Consider the following 19,925-nt stretch of genomic DNA (forward strand, 5'->3'; position numbering starts at 1 on the left):
GCTCGCTCCGTCCGCGTTCAGAACTTGTCGACATCGATGATGGCCGTGGCGAAGGCATCAGGCGCCTCCTGCGGCAGGTCATGCCCGATGCCGCCGGTGATCAGCCGATGCTCGTACTTGCCGGAGAATTTCTTCGCATAGGCGTCGGGATCGGGATGTGGCGCACCATTCGCGTCGCCCTCCAGCGTGATCGTTGGCACGTCGATCTCCGGGCGCTTGGCAAGCTTTCCCTCCAGTTCGTCATAGCGGCGCTCGCCTTCAGCAAGGCCGAGCCGCCAACGGTAGTTGTGGACGACGATGTCGACGTGGTCGGGGTTTTTGAACGCAGCGGCGCTTCTGGCGAAGGTCGCATCGTCGAAGTTCCAGCGCGGTGAGGCGAGCCGCCAGATCAGTTTGGCGAAGTCGTCCGTGTATTGCGCATAGCCGGCACGGCCACGATCGGTCGCGAAATAGAACTGATACCACCATTGCAGTTCGGCCTGTGGCGGTAGCGGCGCCTTGTTGGCCGCCTGGCTGCCGATTAGATAGCCGCTGACCGAAACCATGGCCTTGCAGCGCTCCGGCCAGAGCGCGGCAAGGATATTTGCCGTCCTCGCGCCCCAGTCGTAGCCGGCGACGATCGCTTTTTCGACGCCCAGGGCATCCATCAGGTCGATGATATCGACCGCCAGCGCAGCCTGCTGGCCGTTGCGAAGAGTGGCATCCGACAGGAACCGCGTCGTGCCGTAGCCGCGCAGATAGGGCATGATGACCCGATAGCCGGCTCCTGCAAGCAGCGGCGCGACATCGACATAGCTGTAGATGTCGTAGGGCCAGCCGTGCAGCAGTATGACGGGTGGCCCATCCGCCGGGCCGTCCTCGGCATACCCGACGGTGAGCAGACCAGCCTCGATCTGCTTCAGCGATGCGAGTGAGTTTCGCGATCCTGTCCCGCCGGCTAATGTCGTCTGCGTCCCGCCCTGAGCAGTGGAGGTTCGGACCGCTCCTAACTGAGCCAACGCCACGGTCGCGGCCGCGATGCCGAACAGGCGTCGGCGATGATGGTCGACGACTTCCGGAATATTGATTGCGTTCATGGGACTACTACCTTTGTTCATGTTTCCAGGGCTGTCGCGGCAGTGCCGAAACCGAGGGACTAGATCAGGTTAATTTCGACTTCGATGTTGCCGCGCGTGGCCTTCGAGTAGGGACAGGTCTGATGAGCAGCATCGACAACGGCCCGGGCGTCGTTGCGATCCATCCCTGGCAGGCTCACATTGAGCCGGGCGCTGAGAAAGAAGGCGCCGTCGCCGCTGTTGAGATCAACCTCCGCATCGATCGAAAGGTCTGCTGGCAGCACGACGTTCATTTTGCGCGCGGCGATCGCCATCGCGCCCTCGAAACATGCCGACCAACCGGCAGCAAAAAGCTGTTCGGGATTGGTGCCGCTGCCCGCGCCGCCGGGCGTCGAGAGCCTGATGTCCAGCCTGCCGTCGGAACTGCGTGAGCCGCCCTCCCGGCCGCCCGTTGTGTGCACCTTCGCTGTGTAGAGTCGTTTTGCTTGGGTAGTCATGGCATGCATCCTGTATGACATCGGATCTTCGATCAGCGCAGCGATTTGAAAGCTGCACGGACCTCCTGCGTGAAGATTTCCGGCTGTTCCCAGGCAGCGAAATGCCCGCCGGCCTTGGCCTCATGGAAATAGATGAGGTTGTGGTAGCAGCGCTCGGTCCAGCTTCGCGGCGCGCAGTAGATTTCGCCGGGGAATACCGTCACGGCGACCGGAAGATCGGCAATGTCCACGGCATTGAAATTGTTGGAGTGGTCTTCCCAGTAGATCTGCGCCGCGGAGGTTCCGGATTCAGTGAGCCAGTAGAGCGAGATGTCGTCGAGCATCTCGTCCTTGGTCAGAACCCGCTCGGGGTCGCCACCGTTATAGGTCCACTGCGCGAACTTTTCGTAGATCCAGGCGGCAAGACCCACAGGTGAATCCACCAGGGAGTAGCCGATGGTCTGTGGCCGCGTCACCATCATGGCGGCAGCCGGAACTGTCCTTGTAGAAGGTGTCGAGCGCATCGAATGCCGCACTTTCCTTCTCGGTCAGTCCGCTCGGCGTCGGCCCGCCGGCCGCCAGCACCGATGCAATTTCCGGCGGCACGGTACCCGGCATGTTGACGTGTATGCCAATGAGCCCAGGCACCTTCTGCAGCGCCATGCGATGGGAGATGACCGAACCGCAGTCGCCACCCTGCGAGACGTAGCGGTCGTAACCCAGCCGCCTCATCAGCACGCCCCAGGCACGGCCGATATGGTCTGAGCCCCAGCCAGCCTCCGTCGGTTTCCCGGAGAAGCCGAAGCCAGGTATCGACGGCACGACGAGATGGAATGCGTCTTCCGCCGCGCCGCCATGGGCCGTGGGATCTGTCAGCGGACCGACGACCTTCATGAATTCCAAGATCGAGCCGGGCCAGCCATGCGTCATGATCATCGGCATAGCATTCTCATGGCGGGACCGGACGTGGATGAAGTGGATAGCGAGGCCGTCGATTTCGGTGACGAACATAGGCAGAGCGTTGAGCTTCGCCTCGACCTTCCGCCAGTTGTAATCGGTCATCCAGTATCGAAGGAGATCCTGGAGCTTTGCGAGCTGCACGCCTTGGGACTGATCCGTAACTGTTTCCCGCAAGGGCCAGCGCGTCGTTGCCAGACGTCGGCGGAGACCGACGATTGCCTCCTCCGGAATGCCGGCGCGGAAGGGACGGACGGCTTCACTATCGACGCTCGCGCGCGCCATTGCTGGAAGCAGGCTCAAGGCGCCTGTGGCCGCTGATGCGGCAAGCAGGCTTCGTCGCGTGAGCGATGGCGATGATGCGGGCATGGTCGTTTTCCTTGGGTCCGTCGGCAGAGAGGTTCTTGCTGCTTTCGACACATAGAAGGAGATCGCCCGAAGCGCCCGTTATGCAACGTTAGCGCTCGTCGGCGAATGCAGGCTTGCAGCGAAGCCCCCACTTTTGTTGTTCTCATAGGTGAGTGGTCGCCTGCATGAGCAGGCTGCGAAGGGAGTGTCATGACAGGGCCTGCAACCGATACGATATCATTTGGTCCCTTTACGCTTGCCGTCCGCGAACGGCTGCTCTTGCGGCAAGGCACCACCGTCGATCTGGGCGGGCGCGCTTTCGATATCCTGGCTACTTTGGCTGCCCGCTCCAACGAGGTGATCAGCAAGAGGGATTTATTGGCGAACGTCTGGCCCGACGTCACCGTCGAGGAGGGTAGTCTGCGGTTTCACATGGCCAATCTCAGAAAGGCGTTGGGCGACGGCAAGGACGGCGCGCGCTACATCGCTACCTTGAAGGGCCGGGGCTATTGCTTCGTGGCGCCGGTCTCGCGATCGGGTGGTCGCAACGATGCGCGAAGCGAGGCTGCCGCCAGCTACCCGCAGGCCAACCTCCCGAGCCAACTAGCTCGCATGGTTGGGCGAACCGACGACACGGCCGCGCTTTCCGCGGAGCTGGCGGCCGCGCGCTTCGTCACGATCGTCGGCACGGGTGGGGTCGGCAAGACCACCGTTGCAGTGGCGGCCGGGCATCACGTCGTCGATGCGTTTGCCGGCGCCGTGCATTTCGTCGATCTTGGCGCGCTGAATGATCCCAACCTGGTTGCGCCGACTGTAGCCTCGATGCTGGGCCTGTCGCTTCAGTCTGACGACGCCACGTCCGCTCTCATCACATACCTGGCTGACAAGAGAATCCTCCTGATCCTGGATACCTGCGAGCATGTCATAGACGCGGCGGCAGACCTGGCCGCCCGTATCTTCGCTTCCGCGCCGCAGGCCCACATCCTGGCGACGAGCCGGGAGGCTCTCCAGGTCGAAGGCGAGCACGTCTACAAGCTGGCGCCGCTTGCTTACCCGCCGGACGATCTGGAACCCACCGCGGCAGTCGCGCAGGCGTTCCCTGCGACCGAGCTGTTCTTGGAGCGCGCAGCAGCGAGCGGTGCTCGTCTTGACCTCGACGATTCGGATGCGGGGGTCGTGGCGCACATCTGCCGGAAGCTTGATGGCGTACCACTTGCCATCGAACTGGCAGCAGGACGGGTTGCGAGCTACGGCCTGCAGAAGACCGCGATGCTTCTCGACGAACGCCTGGCCCTCATGTGGCCGGGGCAGCGCAGCGCACCGCCGCGCCAGAAGACACTTCAGGCTACTCTGGACTGGAGCTTCGGGCTTCTGTCCGAATTCGAGCGCCTGGTGCTTCGCCGGCTTGCCGTTTTCGTCGGTCATTTTTCGATCGATGCCGCGCTGACAATAGTAACGAGCCCGACCGTGGACGATGCGCTCGTATTCAGCGCCATCGATAGCCTCGTGGCGAAGTCGATCGTCGCGGCGAGGCCAGCCGGTGCAACGATGCGCTATCGACTGCTCGATACGACGCGGGCTTATGCCCTTCAGTTCGAGGTCCAGGATGCGGAACTCACGGAACTGGCCGCCCGGCACGCGACGTACTGTCTGCGATGGCTGGAGGATACGGGGAATGAGTGGCCTACGTTGTCGAGCGCGTCGCAACGATCACTGCACCTCGCGGGCCTTGCCAATGTGCGTGGGGCTCTGGATTGGTGTTTCGGATCCAACGGGGATGCCAGGCTCGGCATTCGTCTTGCCGCCGCCGCTGCTCCGCTTTTCCTGTCGATGTCCTTGCTCACCGAGTGCCATCGCTGGAGCTCCCGGGCAATTTTCGCTCTCGACGACTCCATGCGCAGCGGACGCGAGGAGATGCACCTTCAGGCGGCCCTTGGAGTTTCCCTGATGTTCACGCACGGGGGAAGGGACGCAGCGCGCGTGGCGCTGAACAGAAGCTTCTCCATTGCCGAGCAGCGCAGCGATGCGCTCGACCAGATTCAGGTTCTCGGGCCGCTGCAGATGTTCCATTTGCGTACGGGAGATTTCAGGGCCGCGCTCCGCTACGCGGAGCGTTGCACCGTCATTGCCGACGCGCTGGAAGACTCCGTCTCCACGACATTGGCGCATTCGTTGATGGGAATATCGCTTCACCTCAATGGAGAACTAGCTCGCGCCCAGACCTCGCTTGCGGCAGCATTGCGATACGGGCCGCGTTCCGGTCGGACCACGACCAACTATCTCGGCTTCGACGGGAGAATCCTGGCCGGCGCGATCCTGGCAAGAACGCTTTGGCTGCAAGGCCATCCGGATCGGGCGGTGGAACGCGCGCTGCTGACGATCAAGGACGCCGAGATCCTGAACCATCCGCTGACGCTTTCGATCGCTCTTGTCTGGGCCGTTTCCGTGTTCCTTTGGGTCGGCGATCTCGACCGCGCGGACGAGCATATAGACCGTCTCTGCTTGCGTGCGGAACCCCACTCGCTCGGACCGTATCTGGCGCTAGGACGAGGCTTCAAGGGAGAACTGGCCATTCGTCGAGGCGATGCGGAGAAGGGAATCGAGAGTCTGCAACGCAGTCTCGCGGAGCTCCACGCAGCACCCTACGAACTGCTCACCACTCCGCTCAACGTCGCGCTCGTTCAAGGCCTTGCCGCCACGGGCCGGCTCGCGGAGGCCCTCGCACTGCTCGACGACACGATCCTGTCGGTCGAGGCAAACGGAGATCTCTGCTATATGCCGGAGTTGCTGCGCGTGAAGGGCTGCCTTGTTTTGGCGTCAGTGCAGTCTGGCGCCGACGAGGCTGAAACCTACTTCAGGCGGTCTCTCGAAATGAGTCAGGGTTGGGGCGCGTGGGGGTGGGAGCTGCGCGCCGCGATCGACCTGGCTACCCTTCTGATCGATCGCAGACAACACGAAACCGCCCGGGCGCATCTCCAGCCGCGGTTCGAGCGCTTCGTTGAGGGTTTGGATACTGCTGATCTGAAGTCAGCTGCACGTCTGCTCGCGACGCAGAGTTAGTCTGGCTCCGCTACGTGAGCCAAGTGTCTGCCAGCTAGACGGTGCGAATAGAAACAAGTCAGAAATGTGCCAAGGGATCGCGACGGACCTCATCGAGCGGAATGATTGCCTTACCATTGTATTGTGCCATGAGCAGAAAAGCGGTGTTGAGTGACATTGATGATTACGCTTTGAAAAGTAGAATGAAATGAGTCACATATCATAGAGGCCGGCAGTATCAGTCTGTCCAAATTCAGTGTGGTTTAAAAACTATATATAAATGATTGAAGAATATAACAAATTTGCCATTGCGCCGATGATGGACTGGACGGACCGGCATTGCCGGTTCCTCCATCGTCAGTTGACGCGCCGGGTCTTGCTCTACACCGAGATGGTCGTCGCCGACGCGGTCATCCACGGCGAGCGCGAGCGCTTGCTCGGCTTCGATGCTACGGAACATCCGGCGGCGTTGCAGCTCGGCGGCTCCGATCCGCAGAAGCTTGCCGAGGCGGCCCGCATCGGCGAAGCGTTCGGCTATGACGAGATCAACCTCAATGTCGGCTGCCCGTCCGACCGCGTCCAGTCGGGTACGTTCGGCGCCTGCCTGATGAAGGCGCCTGACCTGGTCGCCGATTGTGTCGCGGCGATGAAGGCGTCTGTCGGCATTCCCGTCACCGTCAAATGCCGCATCGGCGTCGACGAGCAGGATCCCGAGCCGGCGCTCGATGCGCTGGCGGACGGGGTTTTCGCGGCCGGCGCCGACGCGCTGTGGGTGCATGCCCGCAAGGCGTGGCTGGAAGGGCTGAGCCCGAAGGAAAACCGCGACATCCCGCCGCTCGACTACAACAGGGTGTATCGGCTAAAAACCAAAAAACCAAACAAATTCATCGGGATCAACGGCGGAATTCAATCCCTTGAGGAGGCGCTTGACCACCTTGATCATGTCGATGGCGCCATGCTCGGCCGCGCCGCCTACCACACGCCGGGCATTCTGGCAGGCGTCGACGCCGCGTTTTACGGTGACACACCCAAAACGCTCGATTTTGCCGCGCTGATCGATGCGATGGCGGATTATGCGGCACGCCATATCGAGCGGGGCGGGCGGCTTGGCCATGTCACCCGTCACATGGTCGGCCTGTTCCACGGCCTGCCCGGTGCGCGCCGTTACCGGCAGATCCTTTCGACCGATGCGACAAGGCCCGGCGCCGGACCCGATGTGCTGAAGGCAGCTTTCGCCGCAGTCGATCTTGGCGGGACGGACGCCGAAGCAGCCTGACTGTCTCGCGCAAGATCATGCGATCGATTGCGCTTGTTCCAAGTCTTTGATCGCGTGCGACATGGATCGAGCGCGCATCGCATCGCGCTTCGGCGGCACCCGGCCAGTCGAGGCGCGACGACTACATGCCGCTCGATGCGTTTGTCGACGAAGCGATGGCGTTGTTCAGCCGGGAGCCGACGCCGAAGGAGATCCTGGTGGAGTGCGTGGGCTTCCTGCGCTGGGCAGAGCGGGACGGCCGGTTTGATCAAGCGGTCGAGATGCTTAACGCTCACTGAGCGGCGCAGTGGCCTGACTGTTCAATCGCGCAAGATCATGCGGTCGCCGCGCACGTCGAATCCGGACAATGAGCCGATGAAGTTCATGCCGAGCAGGCTCTGACCGAGCATGCCGGGCGCGGCGATCATGACCGGCATGTCCTTGCGCACGATCCCGCCGATCGCCAATTCGTCGGTTCTCACGACGGCGGCGCGCGCCATGCCGTTGGCGGTGGAAACCGGTATGGTGAAATTGAGAGCGGCTGGGTTGAAGCCGGCGGCTTGCGCGTCCTGCGCGGTCAAGACGGTGCTGGTTGCGCCGGTATCGACCACAGCCCGGACCGGCGTGCCGTTGACCATGATGCGCGCTTCGAAATGGCCATTGCCGGCCTTGTCCAGGGTCACCGTGGCATGGCCGTCGTCGAGGCCCAACGCCAGTGGACTGCCGGGAACAAGGCCGGCCGTCACCCGGCTGGCGAAATCCTGCAATTCATAACGGTACTGGTAGCCGGCGATCAGTGCGAGCACGATGACGGCCCAGGTGCCCAGGCTGCGGGCCATCGTGCCCAAGGGCCTGCCTGATCTGAGCAGGCCGGCGCCGATGAGCGCGACCAGTGCGGCAAGCCAGATCAGCCGGCTGAAATCGTAATTCTCGACGCCGAATGTGCTGCCGGCGGAATCGTTGAGCATGAGCAGGACAACGCCTACCCCGATCAGGATCATCAAAACCCAGAAAACCCGGTTCATATGTGGCTCACGAGAGAGCGTCGCGTTCGCGCGCCAGGCGGGTGCGGCGGGTTTCGCGGCGCGGTCTGCGCTCAACCGTTTCCAGCCGGGCCGGCAGCTCGGCCATGACGCTGCGGCGGATCTCAGGGGTCATCTCGATCCAGGCGCCGATTTCCTCGCGCGTACGGCCGCAACCGAAGCAGAAGCCGGTTTTCATATCGATCGAACAGACCAGGACGCATGGGGATTCGATGGCCGTCATGTTTATTCTCTCAGGGTTCCGTCAGGAATCCCTCGTCTCGCCTCCACATGGTGTAACGGCAACGCCAATGCAAGCCCTCCGGAATGCGCCGCCGGCAGCCGCGTTCGCGTCAGTGCAGGCAGTTGTGCCGGCCGAGCAAGGCGGCTATGCCGGTCACCAATTCCGGGAACGATCATCAACGACATGACCAGCGCGCTGCCCTTCGACGATTTTCGCAATCTTCTGGCGACCCTGCCGCGAGCCGACACGGCAGCCGAAGCCCGCGTCCGTGCGCTGTTTGCCAGGGTCGACAAACCCAAAGGTTCGCTCGGCCGCATCGAGGACATCGCGGCTTGGCTGGCCGCCTGGAGCGGCCGCGCGCCGCCGGCAGTGAACCGGCCTCTGGTGGCGATCTTCGCCGGCAATCACGGCGTCGCTCGCCACGGCATTTCGCCACGGCCTGTCGCTGCCACGGCGAACGCCGTCGAGCTTTGCGCGGCCGGGGGTGCGGCGATCAACCAGATCTGCATCGCCAATAATCTCGGGCTGAAAGTGTTCGATCTTGCGCTGCACATTCCAACCGCCGACATCACCGAGGACGCGGCACTCGACGAGCGCGGCTGTGCCGCCACCATGGCCTTCGGTATGGAGGCGATCGCCGGCGGCGCCGATCTGCTTTGCCTTGGCGACCTCGGCGTCGGCAATTCCACCGTCGCCGCGGCCTTGCTTGCCGCACTGTTTGGCGGCAGTGGCGCAGATTGGGTCGGATCCGGATCGGGCGCCGATGGATCGATGCGGGTGCGCAAGGCGGAAGTGGTCGATGCCGCGCTAGCCTTCCACGGCACAAGTCTCAGGGATCCGCTGGATGCGTTGCGCCGGGTTGGCGGCCGTGAGTTCGCAGCGATTGCCGGCGCCATCCTCGCCGCCCGGACGCAGAAGATCCCCGTCCTGCTCGATGGATTGGTGGCGACAGCCGCTGCGGCGGCGCTGCATGCCGCCGACGCCACTGCGCTCGATCATTGCCTGCTCGCCAGCCTGTCGCCAGAGCCTGCGCATGCTCGGGCCGCCGAGCGGCTCGGCTTGCGCCCGCTGCTTGATCTCGGCGTCAGCCACGGCGAGGGGGCAGGGGCGGCACTTGCGGCCGGCCTGGTCAAAGCCGCTGCGCTCACCGCCTCGGGCATGGCAGCGGCGCTGCATTAAAGCGCGTCGCGTTCGACCCGCCTCATGCGACGCGCTTCAGGTTGTTGTTTTTACGCATGTCGTTATCGCAAAACCGCTGCACACCCTCGGGTCAGGCCCGAGGGCATGCTTTTGCGCGACATGCATTAAGCGTCTATCGCCGGCGCGCAGCAACGGCCCTGGTCGGCAGCGCCGGCAATTCCTCCATCACCCGGCTCAATGGAAAGATGGCGATCGCCTCGGTGCCTTCGCGCAGTTTGGAATGGAGTTCGAACTCGCCGCCATGCATGGCGAGCAGGCTTTGGACGATCGGCAGGCCAAGCCCGGTGCCTTGCTCGGCGCTCTTGATGGCGATGGAGCCCTGGCCGAAGGCGGACAGCACGACCGGAATCTCGTCTTCCGGAATGCCGGGCCCATTGTCTTTAACAGAGAAGTATTGGCCGCCGCCCGCCGTCCAGCCGACGCGCACGCGGATCTCGCCGCCTGTTCCGGTGAACTTGATTGCGTTCGACAAAAGATTGAGCGCGATCTGTCGCACCGCGCGTTCGTCGGCGAACAGGCGCGGCAAGGCGTGTTCGAAATCCTGGATGATACGGATGTCCTTGTTGCGCGCCTTCAGCTCCATCATGTGACAGCAATCCTCGACGACGGACAGCAGCATCATCGGCTCTTCGTTGAGCTGGTAGCGGCCCGCTTCGATGCGCGACAGGTCGAGGATTTCGTTGATCAGGTCGAGCAGATGCTGGCCAGAGTCATGGACGTCGCGAGCATAGTCGCGATAGGTCGGATTGCTCATCGGTCCGAGCACCTCGTTCGCCATCACCTCGGAGAAACCGAGAATGGCGTTGAGCGGCGTCCGCAACTCATGACTCATCGAGGCCAAAAACCGCGACTTTGCCAGGTTGGCGTCCTCCGCCCGACGGCGCGCTTCGTCCGACATCGATTTCGCCGTGTCCAATTCGGCAATCAGCGCGTCCTTTTCGGAGCGGAACGAGAGCAGCATCAAGGACGAGCGATTGAGGCGGCGCGCCACATAGGCGAAGAAGGGCAGCGAGACAATCAGCAATCCGGCCATGATCAACTCGACCGGCATCCACTGCCTGGCGCCGGCATAGGCATAGGCGGCCACCGGTACGGCAAAAGTCGCCAGCAACGCGCCGCGCAACGATGACGCCGTGATCGCGGTCGCCGCCATGGCAAGCAGCAGCACCACCGCCTTGGCCAATTGGAACTGGTCGACCTGGCAGGCGTCGCAACCGAGCCAGGCAAACCAGGCCCAGCCCAGGCCGCAAAGGAAATGGCCTATCAGGAAATCACGGTGCGTTTGCAGCGGGTTGAGTTCGGCAGCTTCCGTTCGGTCGACGCGCCTCGCCATGAACACAACGATGGCGTAGCAGATGAGTATAAGAAGCGCCCAGACGCCAATTGCCTTTCCGACGCCAGCAAACAGACCGGTCGCGGCGGTAGCCAGGACGAGAAGCGGAACTATGATCGCGCCGCCTATCATTGCACGGGCGTGGAGTTTCAACAGCTCGCGGTCGAAATCAGGATTTCCGGCCTGCTGCGAAAGACGGTCGCGCGTCTTGCGCACCGCGCGCGCCACATCGCTGTTGCGATGGGGTTTCCGGCGGTCCACAATAAACTTGTCCGCTGTGGTCGAACGTTGCGAGGGCATGGAGACTTCAATTTATGCGGGCAGCGGTTTCAAATTGTTAAGCTACGTTCGAATGATTAACCAACGGTTTGCCATATGAGCGGTTCGTGGTCGCGGCGGCCGGGACTGCGATACGTCCCGCCGCAGCCGCGAAGCCTTTGGCGCCGGCTGGTGGACTATGCACTGGCCGTGCTTGTCCTCGGTCTGCTGATCCTTCTGGCGGCGCGCCTTGATCGGATCGAGACGCGCAAGGCTGAGGGTGCCGCCGTCGTCAATGACGGCGATACGATCACGCTCGGTACCGAGCGCATCCGCATGCGCGGCATTGATGCGCCAGAATATTCGCAGATCTGCCGCAAGGACGGCGCCGACTATCCCTGCGGCAAGCTGGCGCGGCAGTCGCTGGTACGTCTGATAGCAGGCAAACCCGTCTCCTGCACCGGCTGGCAGCGCGACCGATACCGCCGGCTGCTCGGCGATTGCAACGCCGGCGGCAAGGATCTCAACCGCGCCCAGGTCGAGGCCGGCTGGGCAGTTGCCTATGGCGATTTCGAAACCGAGGAGGCCGCTGCCCGATCAGGCAAGGCCGGCATCTGGGCCGGCACTTTCGACGAGCCGCACGATTGGCGCGAGAGCCGCGATCACGAAGTGGTCGAAAGAAAGCACGGTCGCTTGGCTTCGATCGGCGATGGCTTACGAGAAATTTTTCGCTTCTGGTGATGGTCAATCCTATAGTGTTGCAACAGAACGACGTGCGTCCAGTCGGACGCACAAGCCATGCGCTGAGATTTTTGGATCTTCGCGTCGTGCTTTCCGGCAATCGATTCCGGTTGTCGGGCCGAGGCGAAAGGAGGATGGGATGAAACTCTTCGACGGCGGCCGGGCGCCCAATCCACGGCGGGTTCGCGTCTTCCTCGCTGAAAAGGGGCTTGAGGTTCCGCTGGTGCCCGTCGACATGGGCGCACTGGAGCACAGAGAGCAGCCGGTCAGTTCGCGCAACCCGCTGCAGCGCCTGCCGGTGCTCGAACTCGACGACGGCACCGTCATCACCGAATCCGTCGCCATCTGCCGCTATTTCGAGGAACTGCACCCGGAACCGGCGTTGTTCGGCCGCGGCGCGCTCGGCAAGGCGCTGGTCGAGATGTGGCAAAGACGGATGGAGCTCAACTTGCTCAACTGCGTCAGCGCCGCGTTCCGCCACGTCCATCCGGCGATGAAGGAATGGGAAATTCCGCAAATCCCCGAATGGGGCGAGGCCAACAAGCTGAAAGCCCTTGAATTCCTGAAACTCCTCGACGACGAACTGGCGAACCGCGAATTCGTCGCCGGCGACGCCTATTCGATCGCCGACATCACCGGGCTGATTGCCATCGACTTCATGAAGCCGGCGCGCATCAAGGTGCCGGAAGACTGTGTCAACGTGCTGCGCTGGCATCAGGCGATCTCCAGCCGGCCGAGCGCCGCGGCCTGAGGATGAGCCCCAGGCATGATCGAGAGCTGGAAAACTTCGCGGCGAGGGTGCGCGCCTGCCGAATCTGCGTCGAAAACCCGGTCGGCCAGCCGCTGCCGCATGAGCCGCGCCCGGTGCTCAGGCCGTCGTCGAGCGCCCGTATCCTGATTGCCAGCCAGGCACCGGGCACCAAGGTGCATATGTCAGGCACGCCGTTCACCGACGCCTCCGGCGATCGGTTGCGGGACTGGCTGGGCGTCAGCAGCGAAGAATTCTACGACACGACAAAATTCGCCATCGTGCCGATGGGCTTTTGCTTTCCCGGCCAGGATGCCAAGGGCGGCGACCTGCCGCCGCGCCGCGAATGTGCAGCGGCCTGGCGTGCGCCGCTGATGGCGCTGATGCCGCATATCGACCTGGTGCTGACGATCGGCCTCTATGCGCAATCCTGGCACATGGGCGCCGCGCGCCGGCCCTCGCTGACGGAGACGGTGATGGATTGGCGCACCATCTGGGATGCGCCCACCATCCCGAAAGTGCTGCCGCTACCGCATCCGTCGTGGCGCAACACCGGCTGGCTGAAGCGCAATCCGTGGTTTGAAATGGATTTGCTGCCGTTTCTGAGATCGGAAATCCGCTATCGCCTCGGCTGACGCGTAAGCAAGAAATCACTCGCTTTTGCGCCATCTGACAGAATTTCTTTCTTGTGAATGGCCCAAATAAGAAGGACTATAGCCAATCTATTCCTGATCTATCCCCGTGGGAGCACCCAAATGGACCGCCTTGACAGAAAAATCCTCCGCCTCTTGCAGGAGGACGCGACGCTCGCGGTCGCCGATGTCGCCAAGAAAGTCGGACTGTCGACCACGCCCTGCTGGCGGCGCATCCAGAAGCTCGAGGAGGAAGGCGTCATCAAGCGGCGCGTCGCCATCCTCGATCATGAAAAGGTCAATGTGCGCGTCACCGTGTTCGTGTCGATCCGCACCAATTCGCACAGCCATGAGTGGCTGCGCCGCTTTTCGGAGGTCATCCAGGAATTTCCGGAAGTGGTCGAGTTCTACCGGATGAGCGGCGACGTCGACTATCTCTTGCGCGTGGTGGTGCCCGACATCGCTGCTTACGACGCCTTCTACAAGCGGCTGATCGCCAAGATCGAGATCCGCGACGTCTCGTCGTCGTTTGCCATGGAGCAGATCAAATACACGACCGAAATGCCGCTCGACTACATGGTTCTGGACAAGGAATCGGGCGCCAACGCGGCCTGAGGAGTTTTCGCTTAGTTCTTCTTTTTGTTGAGGAAACTCCACGGCGAGTTTGCCGGTAGCGTGATCGTGTCCGGCACGAGATCGACATCCGTCACCTCCGCCTTGCGTACGGTGTAACCCGACTGGATCACGCTGACACCGTCAAGGATGAAGAGCTGACTTTTCTCCATGCCCGGCTCCAGCGCGCCGGTCACGGCAACCGGCTGATAGGCTTGCGACATTCTGTAGGGGCGGGCGGGCGTGACGAGGACGATCTGATTGGGCGGCGGCGTCGGCATGTGGCTGCACGCCCCTGTCCACGGCACCAGCAGGAACTGATAGACGAGATCGCCGTCCCGATCGAGCGGCAGCGCGTAGCCCACCAGTTGAATGGCCTTGTCTCGCAAATTGACAGACAGCGTCTCGCCACGGTCAGGCATTTTTGCCGCGACCATCGGCAATCCGACACTTTCGGCAGCGGGCTGGGTCGCCGGGCGCAGGTCCTTCCAGAATATGCGCGCGGTTTCGGCGGAAGCGCTGCCCGCCACTATGGAAATCAGCACGGCCGCCAGCGCCGCTGTCGATTTGAAACGATTGCTCACCGTGTGCTCTCCATTTGACAGGAGTAAAGCTGCCGTCGCCGACAGCGTCAACGTTGGAGCCGCATCACATGCCGGCGCGAGCCAGCCATGCCGATCTCATGGAATCCGCGGGCCACGAACATCTCTCGAAAGCCCATGAAACGGTAACTCGGCGACGCCTGGTCGACTGGATAGGCCTCGATGGTCCTGGCGCCGTTGGCGAAGGCGTGATCGATGGCCGCGTCGAGCAGGCGCTTGCCAGTCCACGGCCGCGCGACGCCCTCGGCACATAGAAGCAGACGATCGACCACACGCCCGCCTCGCTGTCGTCCTGCGCCTGCGACAGCTTGCGATAGGTCTCGCGTGGCGCCACGGAGCACCAGCCGACGGTGTTGCCTTCGGCATGGGCAACGATACCGACCGGCGTGCCGGCTTCGATGAGCGCCATCATGGCCCGTCTCCGCTCATCGTTGGACGCGTGCTCGCGGTTTTCGAGGTGGCGCCAGGCCATGCACCAGCAATATTTCGGGCCGCCCGCCTGCTCGAACAGGTTTTCGAAATCGGCGCGCGTGGATCGCGTCACCTCAGTAAAGCGGATTTGGCTCCGGTCAGCCTTTCCTGGCGAGCCGCTCGAGCGTCTTGGCATCGGAAAGCTCCCGTGCAGCGTCCTTGCCGATCCAGCGCGCCGTCTTGTCGGTCGATCCGGCAAGCTTCTGTGCCAGGGCAAGGGCAGCGCCGTGCAAATTCATCGACCGCTTGCCGATAGAGCGAAGCGCCCAGTTCACTGCCTTCTTCACAAAATTACGGGCATCGCTGGCGTGCGCTTCGATGATCGGCAGGAAGTCGAGGAAGGTCGTCTCTGGCTCCTTCTTCCGGTGGACGACCGACCAGGCCATCATGGCAAAGGCCGTGCGTCGAACGAACTCGCGTTCGTCGGCCGCGAACTCTTCTATCAGCTCCTTCCAGCAATCCGTATCGACAAAGAGATCGGAGACGCCGTCGACGATATCCCACGAGTCGAAAGTCGCCGCCCATCGTCTTGCATCCGCAGCAGAAAACCGCTTCGGATCGGCTGTGACGGAAGCGATGAACTGCGCTTCCATGATGCCCGACTCCCATAGTTCGAAGGCACGCTCATGGTTGCGCTTGATTTTCTTGGCAATCTGCCTCTGCACGCCATGCGAGATTCCGAGCGCACGTTCGATCTTGATGCCGTAGCGCAGCATGCCAAGGCGGTTCTCCTGCGAGCCGATCGAGCGCAGATGGGCGACAATCTCCTCGGCGCTGGATTGAGGCGAAAGCTCGGCCACGACAAAACCTACTTCTCCAATCGCGCCAGCAGCGAAGACGTGTCCCAGCGTTTGCCGCCCATGCCCTGCACATCCTTGTAGAACTGGTCGACAAGTGCCGTCACCGGCAGCTTGGCGCCGTTGCGGTCGGCCTCCGCCAGGCAGATGCCGAGATCCTTGCGCATCCAGTCGACGGCGAAGCCGAAATCATATTTGCCGGCATTCATCGTCTTGTGGCGGTTCTCCATCTGCCATGAGCCGGCCGCGCCCTTGGAGATCACCTCGATGACCTTTTCGATGTCGAGCCCAGCCTTCTTTCCGAAATGAATACCTTCGGCCAGCCCTTGGACAAGGCCGGCGATGCAGATCTGGTTGATCATCTTGGTGAGTTGGCCCGAGCCGGCCGGGCCCATCAGCCCGACCATGCGGGCATAGGCATCGATGACAGGCTTCGCCTGCTCGAAGGCTTTCTGTTCGCCGCCGACCATGACGGTCAGGATGCCGTTTTCGGCGCCGGCCTGACCGCCGGAGACCGGTGCGTCGAGGAACGAGAAACCGCGAACTTGCGCCTTCTCCGCCAGTTCGCGCGCGACTTCAGCCGAGGCCGTGGTGTTGTCGATGAAGATGGCTCCCTTCTTCATCGACTGGAACGCACCCTCGGCTCCAATCGTCACCGCGCGCAAATCATCGTCATTGCCAACGCAGCAAAAGACAAAGTCCTTTTCGTCGGCGGCCTCAGCCGGCGTGTTGGCAACACTGCCGCCATACTGGGCAACCCATTGCTCGGCCTTTGCTTTGGTGCGGTTGTAGACGGTAACGTCGTGGCCGCCCTTGTTCCTGAGATGTCCGGCCATTGGATAGCCCATGACGCCAAGACCGAGAAATGCCACCGATGCCATGTTTTCGAATCCCTTCAATCCTGTTTTCCGGCCTTCTTAGCGGATCAGGCAAAGCGATGGGAGTCAGCGTTGCAGATGGATCGTAATGCGCCGTTCGATCCATTCGACTACGTGGCGCAGCGTTTCGACAATGATCAGATAGATGATCGCCGCCCAGACATAGGACTGGAAGTCGAAAGTCCGCGAATAGGTAAGCTTCGTGATGCCCATCAGATCATAGACGGTGATGAGGGCTACGATGGCCGAGCCCTTGATCATTAGGATGATCTCGTTGCCGTAGGGGCGCAGCGCCACGATCAATGCCTGTGGCAGGATGATCTTGCGCAGTGTTTGCAATTTGTGCAGGCCAAGCGAGGCAGCGCCTTCCCACTGGCCCCTGGGCACGCTCTCGATTGCGCCGCGCAGGATCTCAGCCTGATAGGCTGCTGTATTGAGTGTGAACGAGAAAATGGCGCAGTACCAAGCTTCGCGAAAAAAGCCCCACAGGCCGACAGCTTCAAGTGCCGGTCGAAACGAACCCACTCCATAGTAGATAAGAAAGACTTGGGTCAAAAGCGGAGTGCCGCGGAAGAAGTAGACGTAAGCGTAGGCAAAGCTGGACAGGGTCCGGTTCCTGGACATCCGCGCGTACGCGACAGGAACTGAAAGAACGGCTCCCAATACGATCGACACAGCGACAAGCGTGAGGGTCACTCCCAGGCCAGAGATGTAGCCCGGGGCGTATTTTTGGAAGAGTTCGGAATTCCAAGCCTCGACCAAGTATACAATCATGCCGATGCCGAGCACGATCCAGAGACCGACCAACGCATATCCCAATACACGTTGCCGGGACCAGCCGCGCGGGATTGCCGGCGGTTTTTCGACCTTGGTCGCCACGTCGGCCGCTGCCGCACTCATCGTTGCACCTGTTGTCGGCCAACCCTGCGTTCAATGGCATTGATGCCGAAAGACGATATGATGGCGAGGAGCAGATAGATAAGGGCCGCAAATCCATAGAAAAGGAAGGCGTGCTTGGTCACGCGGGCAGCAACACCGGTCTGCCGCAGAATATCGGCAAGGCCAATCGCCGAAACTAACGCAGTGTCCTTGAGCAAGATAAGCCACAGATTGGCAAGACCCGGCAGGGCGATGCGGATAAGCTGCGGCAGCACCACCAGTCGCATCGTCTGCCCGCCCGACAGGCCAACCGAATAGCCGCCCTCATACTGTCCCTTCGGGATGGCGCGGAATGCCGAGAGGAAGACCTCGCTGGCGTAGGATGAGAAGACGACGCCGAGCGCGATCATGCCGGAAACGAAAGCATTCACTTCGACCGCGGCGGTCGGGTCATACAGGCGCATCAATTGCTGGATGCCGATTTGCGCGCCGTAAAAGATCATGAACAGGGTCAGCAGCTCAGGCAATCCACGAAAGATCGTGGTGTAGATATTGCCGGCCAGCCGCAGCGACGGTTCGTTGGATTGCTTGGCCAGTGCGACCAGAAAGCCGATCATCAGACCGACAGGCAGGGTCGCGGCTGCAAGCAAAACGGTGATGAAGACACCATAGGCGATGTCGTCGAGCCAGCCTTCGGGTCCCCAACTGAGCAGCGTCCAAACGCTTTGCATCCGCCTGCCTGTTCTCCTCTATGCTTTTTTTGAGAGCGCGGCGTCAGCCCCTGGCGCGCCGCGCCTTGCGCAAACGGCGGGGATGTCCCGCCGTTCGCCGTCAACCCGGAAGGATCAGGACTCGCCGCCGTAGACGTCGTACTTGAAGTACTTGTCGTTGATTTCCTTGTACTTTCCGTTGGCGCGGATGGCGTCAATCGCCTTATTGAACTGATTGACCAACGCGGTATCGCCCTTGCGTACCGCGATGCCGGCGCCCGGACCATGGATCTCGATGTCGGGCGTGATCGCGCCGATCAGCTTGCAGCAGGCGCCGTCCGGCGTGGCAAGCCAGCCTTCGATGACAGTGATGTCGTCGTTGACCGCATCGACGCGGCCATTGGCGAGATCGAGCTGGTATTCCTGCGCGGTCGGGTACGGCTTGATTGTGCTGTCGGCATAAGTCTTGGTTGAATAATTGAAGTGGGTGGTGGACGCCTGCACGCCGATCGTCTTGCCGGCCAGGTCCTCTTTGGTCACGCCTTTGATATCGCTGTCCTTGGGCGCGGCGATGGCCGGCGGCGTGTTGTAGTATTTGTTGGTGAAGTCGACCTTCTCGGCACGCTCCGGCGTAATCGACATCGAGGCGACGATGGCGTCGAACTTGCCGGCCTGAAGCGCCGGGATGATGCCGTCCCAATCCTGCGCGACGAAAGTGCACGTCACCTTCATCTCCTCGCAAAGCGCCTTGGCGATATCGATGTCGAAGCCCACGAGCTGGCCATCAGCGGTCAGGTTGTTGAACGGCGGATAGGCTCCCTCCGAGCCGATCCTCAAGGTTTTCTCTTGAGCCTGGGCAACGCCCAATGTCAGCAGCGCCGCCGATGCGGCGAGCGCTATACGCAGTGCAGTACGCATGATAGTCCTCTCTGTATGTCCCCGGCCGTCGTTCTAAACGGCTCTGTGGGCGGTTCTGTTGACCGCCCGCTGGCGCGATACTCCCATTCTTTCCCAAGAAAAAGCAACTGTAAAACCGTTGCTTGCGGGTTTCGCATTGCCGGACAATGCTGACGTTGCGGCAGGTATAGCAACGGGGAAACAGGGGGCGGCCGATCCTTCTTCGGCAGTACCCTCAGCGCGTCAAACCTGTCGCGCGCTCGATGAAGTCGGCTATCGATCTGGTGTCGTCGAGATCGAAGACGGGCAGGCTTTCGTCGGCTATGGTGAAGTCGGCGGCGATGGCGACGATGTGCGGATCATTTGCCGAAAGCGGTGCCTGGTCCTTGGCCTCCAGCCGCCGCGTCTCGATCTTGCTGTGCGCCTCGCGCTTGTAGCCTTCGACCAGCACGATGTCGGCGGTGCCGAGCCGCGACAGGATCGCATCCAGCGTCGGCTCGTCCTCGCTGCGTAATTCGTGCATCAGCGCCCAGCGCCTGTCCGACACGATGGCGACTTCAGTGGCCCCGGCCTGCCTATGGCGAAAACTGTCCGCCCCCGGTTTGTCGATGTCGAAGGCATGATGGGCGTGTTTTACCGTCGAGACTTTCCAGCCACGCCGGACGAGTTCGGCGACCAGCTTTTCGGTCAGTGTCGTCTTGCCGGAATTCTTCCAGCCGGTGATACCGAAGACGCGTCTCATCATGGCTTCATGCTCTGCAACAGACCCTC

General features: G+C 62.0%; 22 protein-coding genes and 1 pseudogene. 8 read left to right on the plus strand and 15 right to left on the minus strand.

Features of this window, described 5'->3' with window-relative positions; translation table 11 throughout:
• Positions 1-17 precede the first annotated feature (17 nt).
• The 3 genes and pseudogenes from AC0L2K_RS17445 to AC0L2K_RS17455 form a co-directional block, all read right to left on the minus strand.
• A complete protein-coding gene (locus AC0L2K_RS17445) occupies positions 18-1,076 on the minus strand; it encodes an alpha/beta fold hydrolase (RefSeq protein ID WP_473531928.1) in 1,059 nt (352 codons plus the stop codon).
• Between the two features lie 59 nt (positions 1,077-1,135).
• A complete protein-coding gene (locus AC0L2K_RS17450; protein WP_023801884.1) occupies positions 1,136-1,552 on the minus strand; it encodes an organic hydroperoxide resistance protein in 417 nt (138 codons plus the stop codon).
• Positions 1,553-1,584: 32 nt separating this feature from the next.
• Positions 1,585-2,857: pseudogene (locus tag AC0L2K_RS17455) on the minus strand (epoxide hydrolase family protein).
• Between the two features lie 189 nt (positions 2,858-3,046).
• Here AC0L2K_RS17455 and AC0L2K_RS17460 point away from each other — a divergent pair.
• Positions 3,047-5,896 carry an ATP-binding protein gene (locus AC0L2K_RS17460; RefSeq protein ID WP_473524373.1) on the plus strand — a complete coding sequence of 950 codons (2,850 nt, stop codon included), beginning with the start codon at positions 3,047-3,049 and terminating at the stop codon, positions 5,894-5,896.
• 58 nt (positions 5,897-5,954) lie between these two features.
• Here the strand turns inward: AC0L2K_RS17460 and AC0L2K_RS17465 are convergent, their stop codons facing one another.
• On the minus strand, positions 5,955-6,053 hold the full coding sequence (locus tag AC0L2K_RS17465) for a pyocin activator PrtN family protein (protein ID WP_292396357.1): 99 nt from the start codon (positions 6,051-6,053) through the stop codon (positions 5,955-5,957).
• A 102-nt stretch (positions 6,054-6,155) separates the two neighbouring features.
• Here AC0L2K_RS17465 and dusA point away from each other — a divergent pair, with 102 nt between their 5' ends.
• Positions 6,156-7,151 (plus strand): tRNA dihydrouridine(20/20a) synthase DusA, encoded by a 996-nt coding sequence (gene dusA, locus AC0L2K_RS17470; protein ID WP_473531929.1) that lies wholly within the window; start codon positions 6,156-6,158, stop codon positions 7,149-7,151.
• 125 nt (positions 7,152-7,276) lie between these two features.
• Positions 7,277-7,429: a hypothetical protein gene (locus AC0L2K_RS17475; RefSeq protein WP_473531930.1), complete on the plus strand. Its 153-nt coding sequence runs from the start codon at positions 7,277-7,279 to the stop codon at positions 7,427-7,429.
• Between the two features lie 21 nt (positions 7,430-7,450).
• On the opposite strand, the gene AC0L2K_RS17480 is transcribed toward AC0L2K_RS17475, so the two are convergent.
• Together AC0L2K_RS17480 and AC0L2K_RS17485 are read right to left on the minus strand one after the other, a co-directional pair.
• Positions 7,451-8,155 (minus strand): TIGR02281 family clan AA aspartic protease, encoded by a 705-nt coding sequence (locus AC0L2K_RS17480; RefSeq protein ID WP_128169512.1) that lies wholly within the window; start codon positions 8,153-8,155, stop codon positions 7,451-7,453.
• A gap of 7 nt (positions 8,156-8,162) precedes the next feature.
• On the minus strand, positions 8,163-8,396 hold the full coding sequence (locus tag AC0L2K_RS17485; protein ID WP_027151770.1) for a DUF1289 domain-containing protein: 234 nt from the start codon (positions 8,394-8,396) through the stop codon (positions 8,163-8,165).
• Positions 8,397-8,579: 183 nt separating this feature from the next.
• Here AC0L2K_RS17485 and AC0L2K_RS17490 point away from each other — a divergent pair, with 183 nt between their 5' ends.
• Positions 8,580-9,575, plus strand: a complete 996-nt coding sequence (locus AC0L2K_RS17490; protein ID WP_128169513.1) for a nicotinate-nucleotide--dimethylbenzimidazole phosphoribosyltransferase — start codon at positions 8,580-8,582, stop codon at positions 9,573-9,575.
• Positions 9,576-9,708: 133 nt separating this feature from the next.
• Here the strand turns inward: AC0L2K_RS17490 and AC0L2K_RS17495 are convergent, their stop codons facing one another.
• A complete protein-coding gene (locus tag AC0L2K_RS17495; RefSeq protein WP_128169514.1) occupies positions 9,709-11,229 on the minus strand; it encodes a sensor histidine kinase in 1,521 nt (506 codons plus the stop codon).
• A gap of 75 nt (positions 11,230-11,304) precedes the next feature.
• On the opposite strand from AC0L2K_RS17495, the gene AC0L2K_RS17500 reads away from it, so the two are divergent.
• From AC0L2K_RS17500 to AC0L2K_RS17515, 4 genes are all read left to right on the plus strand, one after another.
• Positions 11,305-11,928 (plus strand): thermonuclease family protein, encoded by a 624-nt coding sequence (locus AC0L2K_RS17500; RefSeq protein ID WP_473531931.1) that lies wholly within the window; start codon positions 11,305-11,307, stop codon positions 11,926-11,928.
• A gap of 139 nt (positions 11,929-12,067) precedes the next feature.
• Positions 12,068-12,679, plus strand: a complete 612-nt coding sequence (locus AC0L2K_RS17505; RefSeq protein WP_128169516.1) for a glutathione S-transferase — start codon at positions 12,068-12,070, stop codon at positions 12,677-12,679.
• Positions 12,619-13,311, plus strand: coding sequence for a uracil-DNA glycosylase family protein (locus tag AC0L2K_RS17510; protein WP_287175080.1), 693 nt, complete (start codon positions 12,619-12,621; stop codon positions 13,309-13,311). Before AC0L2K_RS17505 ends, AC0L2K_RS17510 begins: the two co-directional genes overlap by 61 nt.
• Before the next feature lie 120 nt (positions 13,312-13,431).
• Positions 13,432-13,923: an Lrp/AsnC family transcriptional regulator gene (locus AC0L2K_RS17515; RefSeq protein WP_006333679.1), complete on the plus strand. Its 492-nt coding sequence runs from the start codon at positions 13,432-13,434 to the stop codon at positions 13,921-13,923.
• A gap of 11 nt (positions 13,924-13,934) precedes the next feature.
• On the opposite strand, the gene AC0L2K_RS17520 is transcribed toward AC0L2K_RS17515, so the two are convergent.
• The 8 genes from AC0L2K_RS17520 to mobB form a co-directional block, all read right to left on the minus strand.
• On the minus strand, positions 13,935-14,504 hold the full coding sequence (locus tag AC0L2K_RS17520; protein ID WP_473531995.1) for a DUF3299 domain-containing protein: 570 nt from the start codon (positions 14,502-14,504) through the stop codon (positions 13,935-13,937).
• A 64-nt stretch (positions 14,505-14,568) separates the two neighbouring features.
• Positions 14,569-15,129 carry a GNAT family N-acetyltransferase gene (locus AC0L2K_RS17525; RefSeq protein WP_473531932.1) on the minus strand — a complete coding sequence of 187 codons (561 nt, stop codon included), beginning with the start codon at positions 15,127-15,129 and terminating at the stop codon, positions 14,569-14,571.
• Positions 15,092-15,793: a DNA alkylation repair protein gene (locus AC0L2K_RS17530; RefSeq protein ID WP_023801868.1), complete on the minus strand. Its 702-nt coding sequence runs from the start codon at positions 15,791-15,793 to the stop codon at positions 15,092-15,094. Before AC0L2K_RS17530 ends, AC0L2K_RS17525 begins: the two co-directional genes overlap by 38 nt.
• An 8-nt stretch (positions 15,794-15,801) precedes the next feature.
• Positions 15,802-16,671, minus strand: a complete 870-nt coding sequence (locus AC0L2K_RS17535; protein WP_473531996.1) for an NAD(P)-dependent oxidoreductase — start codon at positions 16,669-16,671, stop codon at positions 15,802-15,804.
• A 63-nt stretch (positions 16,672-16,734) separates the two neighbouring features.
• Positions 16,735-17,568 carry an ABC transporter permease gene (locus AC0L2K_RS17540; RefSeq protein WP_287241947.1) on the minus strand — a complete coding sequence of 278 codons (834 nt, stop codon included), beginning with the start codon at positions 17,566-17,568 and terminating at the stop codon, positions 16,735-16,737.
• Entirely contained in the window at positions 17,565-18,278 is a 714-nt protein-coding gene (locus AC0L2K_RS17545) for an ABC transporter permease (RefSeq protein ID WP_023801867.1), read from the minus strand. Before AC0L2K_RS17545 ends, AC0L2K_RS17540 begins: the two co-directional genes overlap by 4 nt.
• 114 nt (positions 18,279-18,392) lie before the next feature.
• Complete coding sequence (locus AC0L2K_RS17550) at positions 18,393-19,175, minus strand: ABC transporter substrate-binding protein (protein WP_023801866.1); 783 nt, start codon at positions 19,173-19,175, stop codon at positions 18,393-18,395.
• Between the two features lie 214 nt (positions 19,176-19,389).
• Positions 19,390-19,899, minus strand: coding sequence for a molybdopterin-guanine dinucleotide biosynthesis protein B (gene mobB / locus AC0L2K_RS17555; RefSeq protein ID WP_023801865.1), 510 nt, complete (start codon positions 19,897-19,899; stop codon positions 19,390-19,392).
• Between the last annotated feature and the right edge of the window lie 26 nt (positions 19,900-19,925).

Source organism: Mesorhizobium sp. WSM4817, assembly GCF_055811135.1.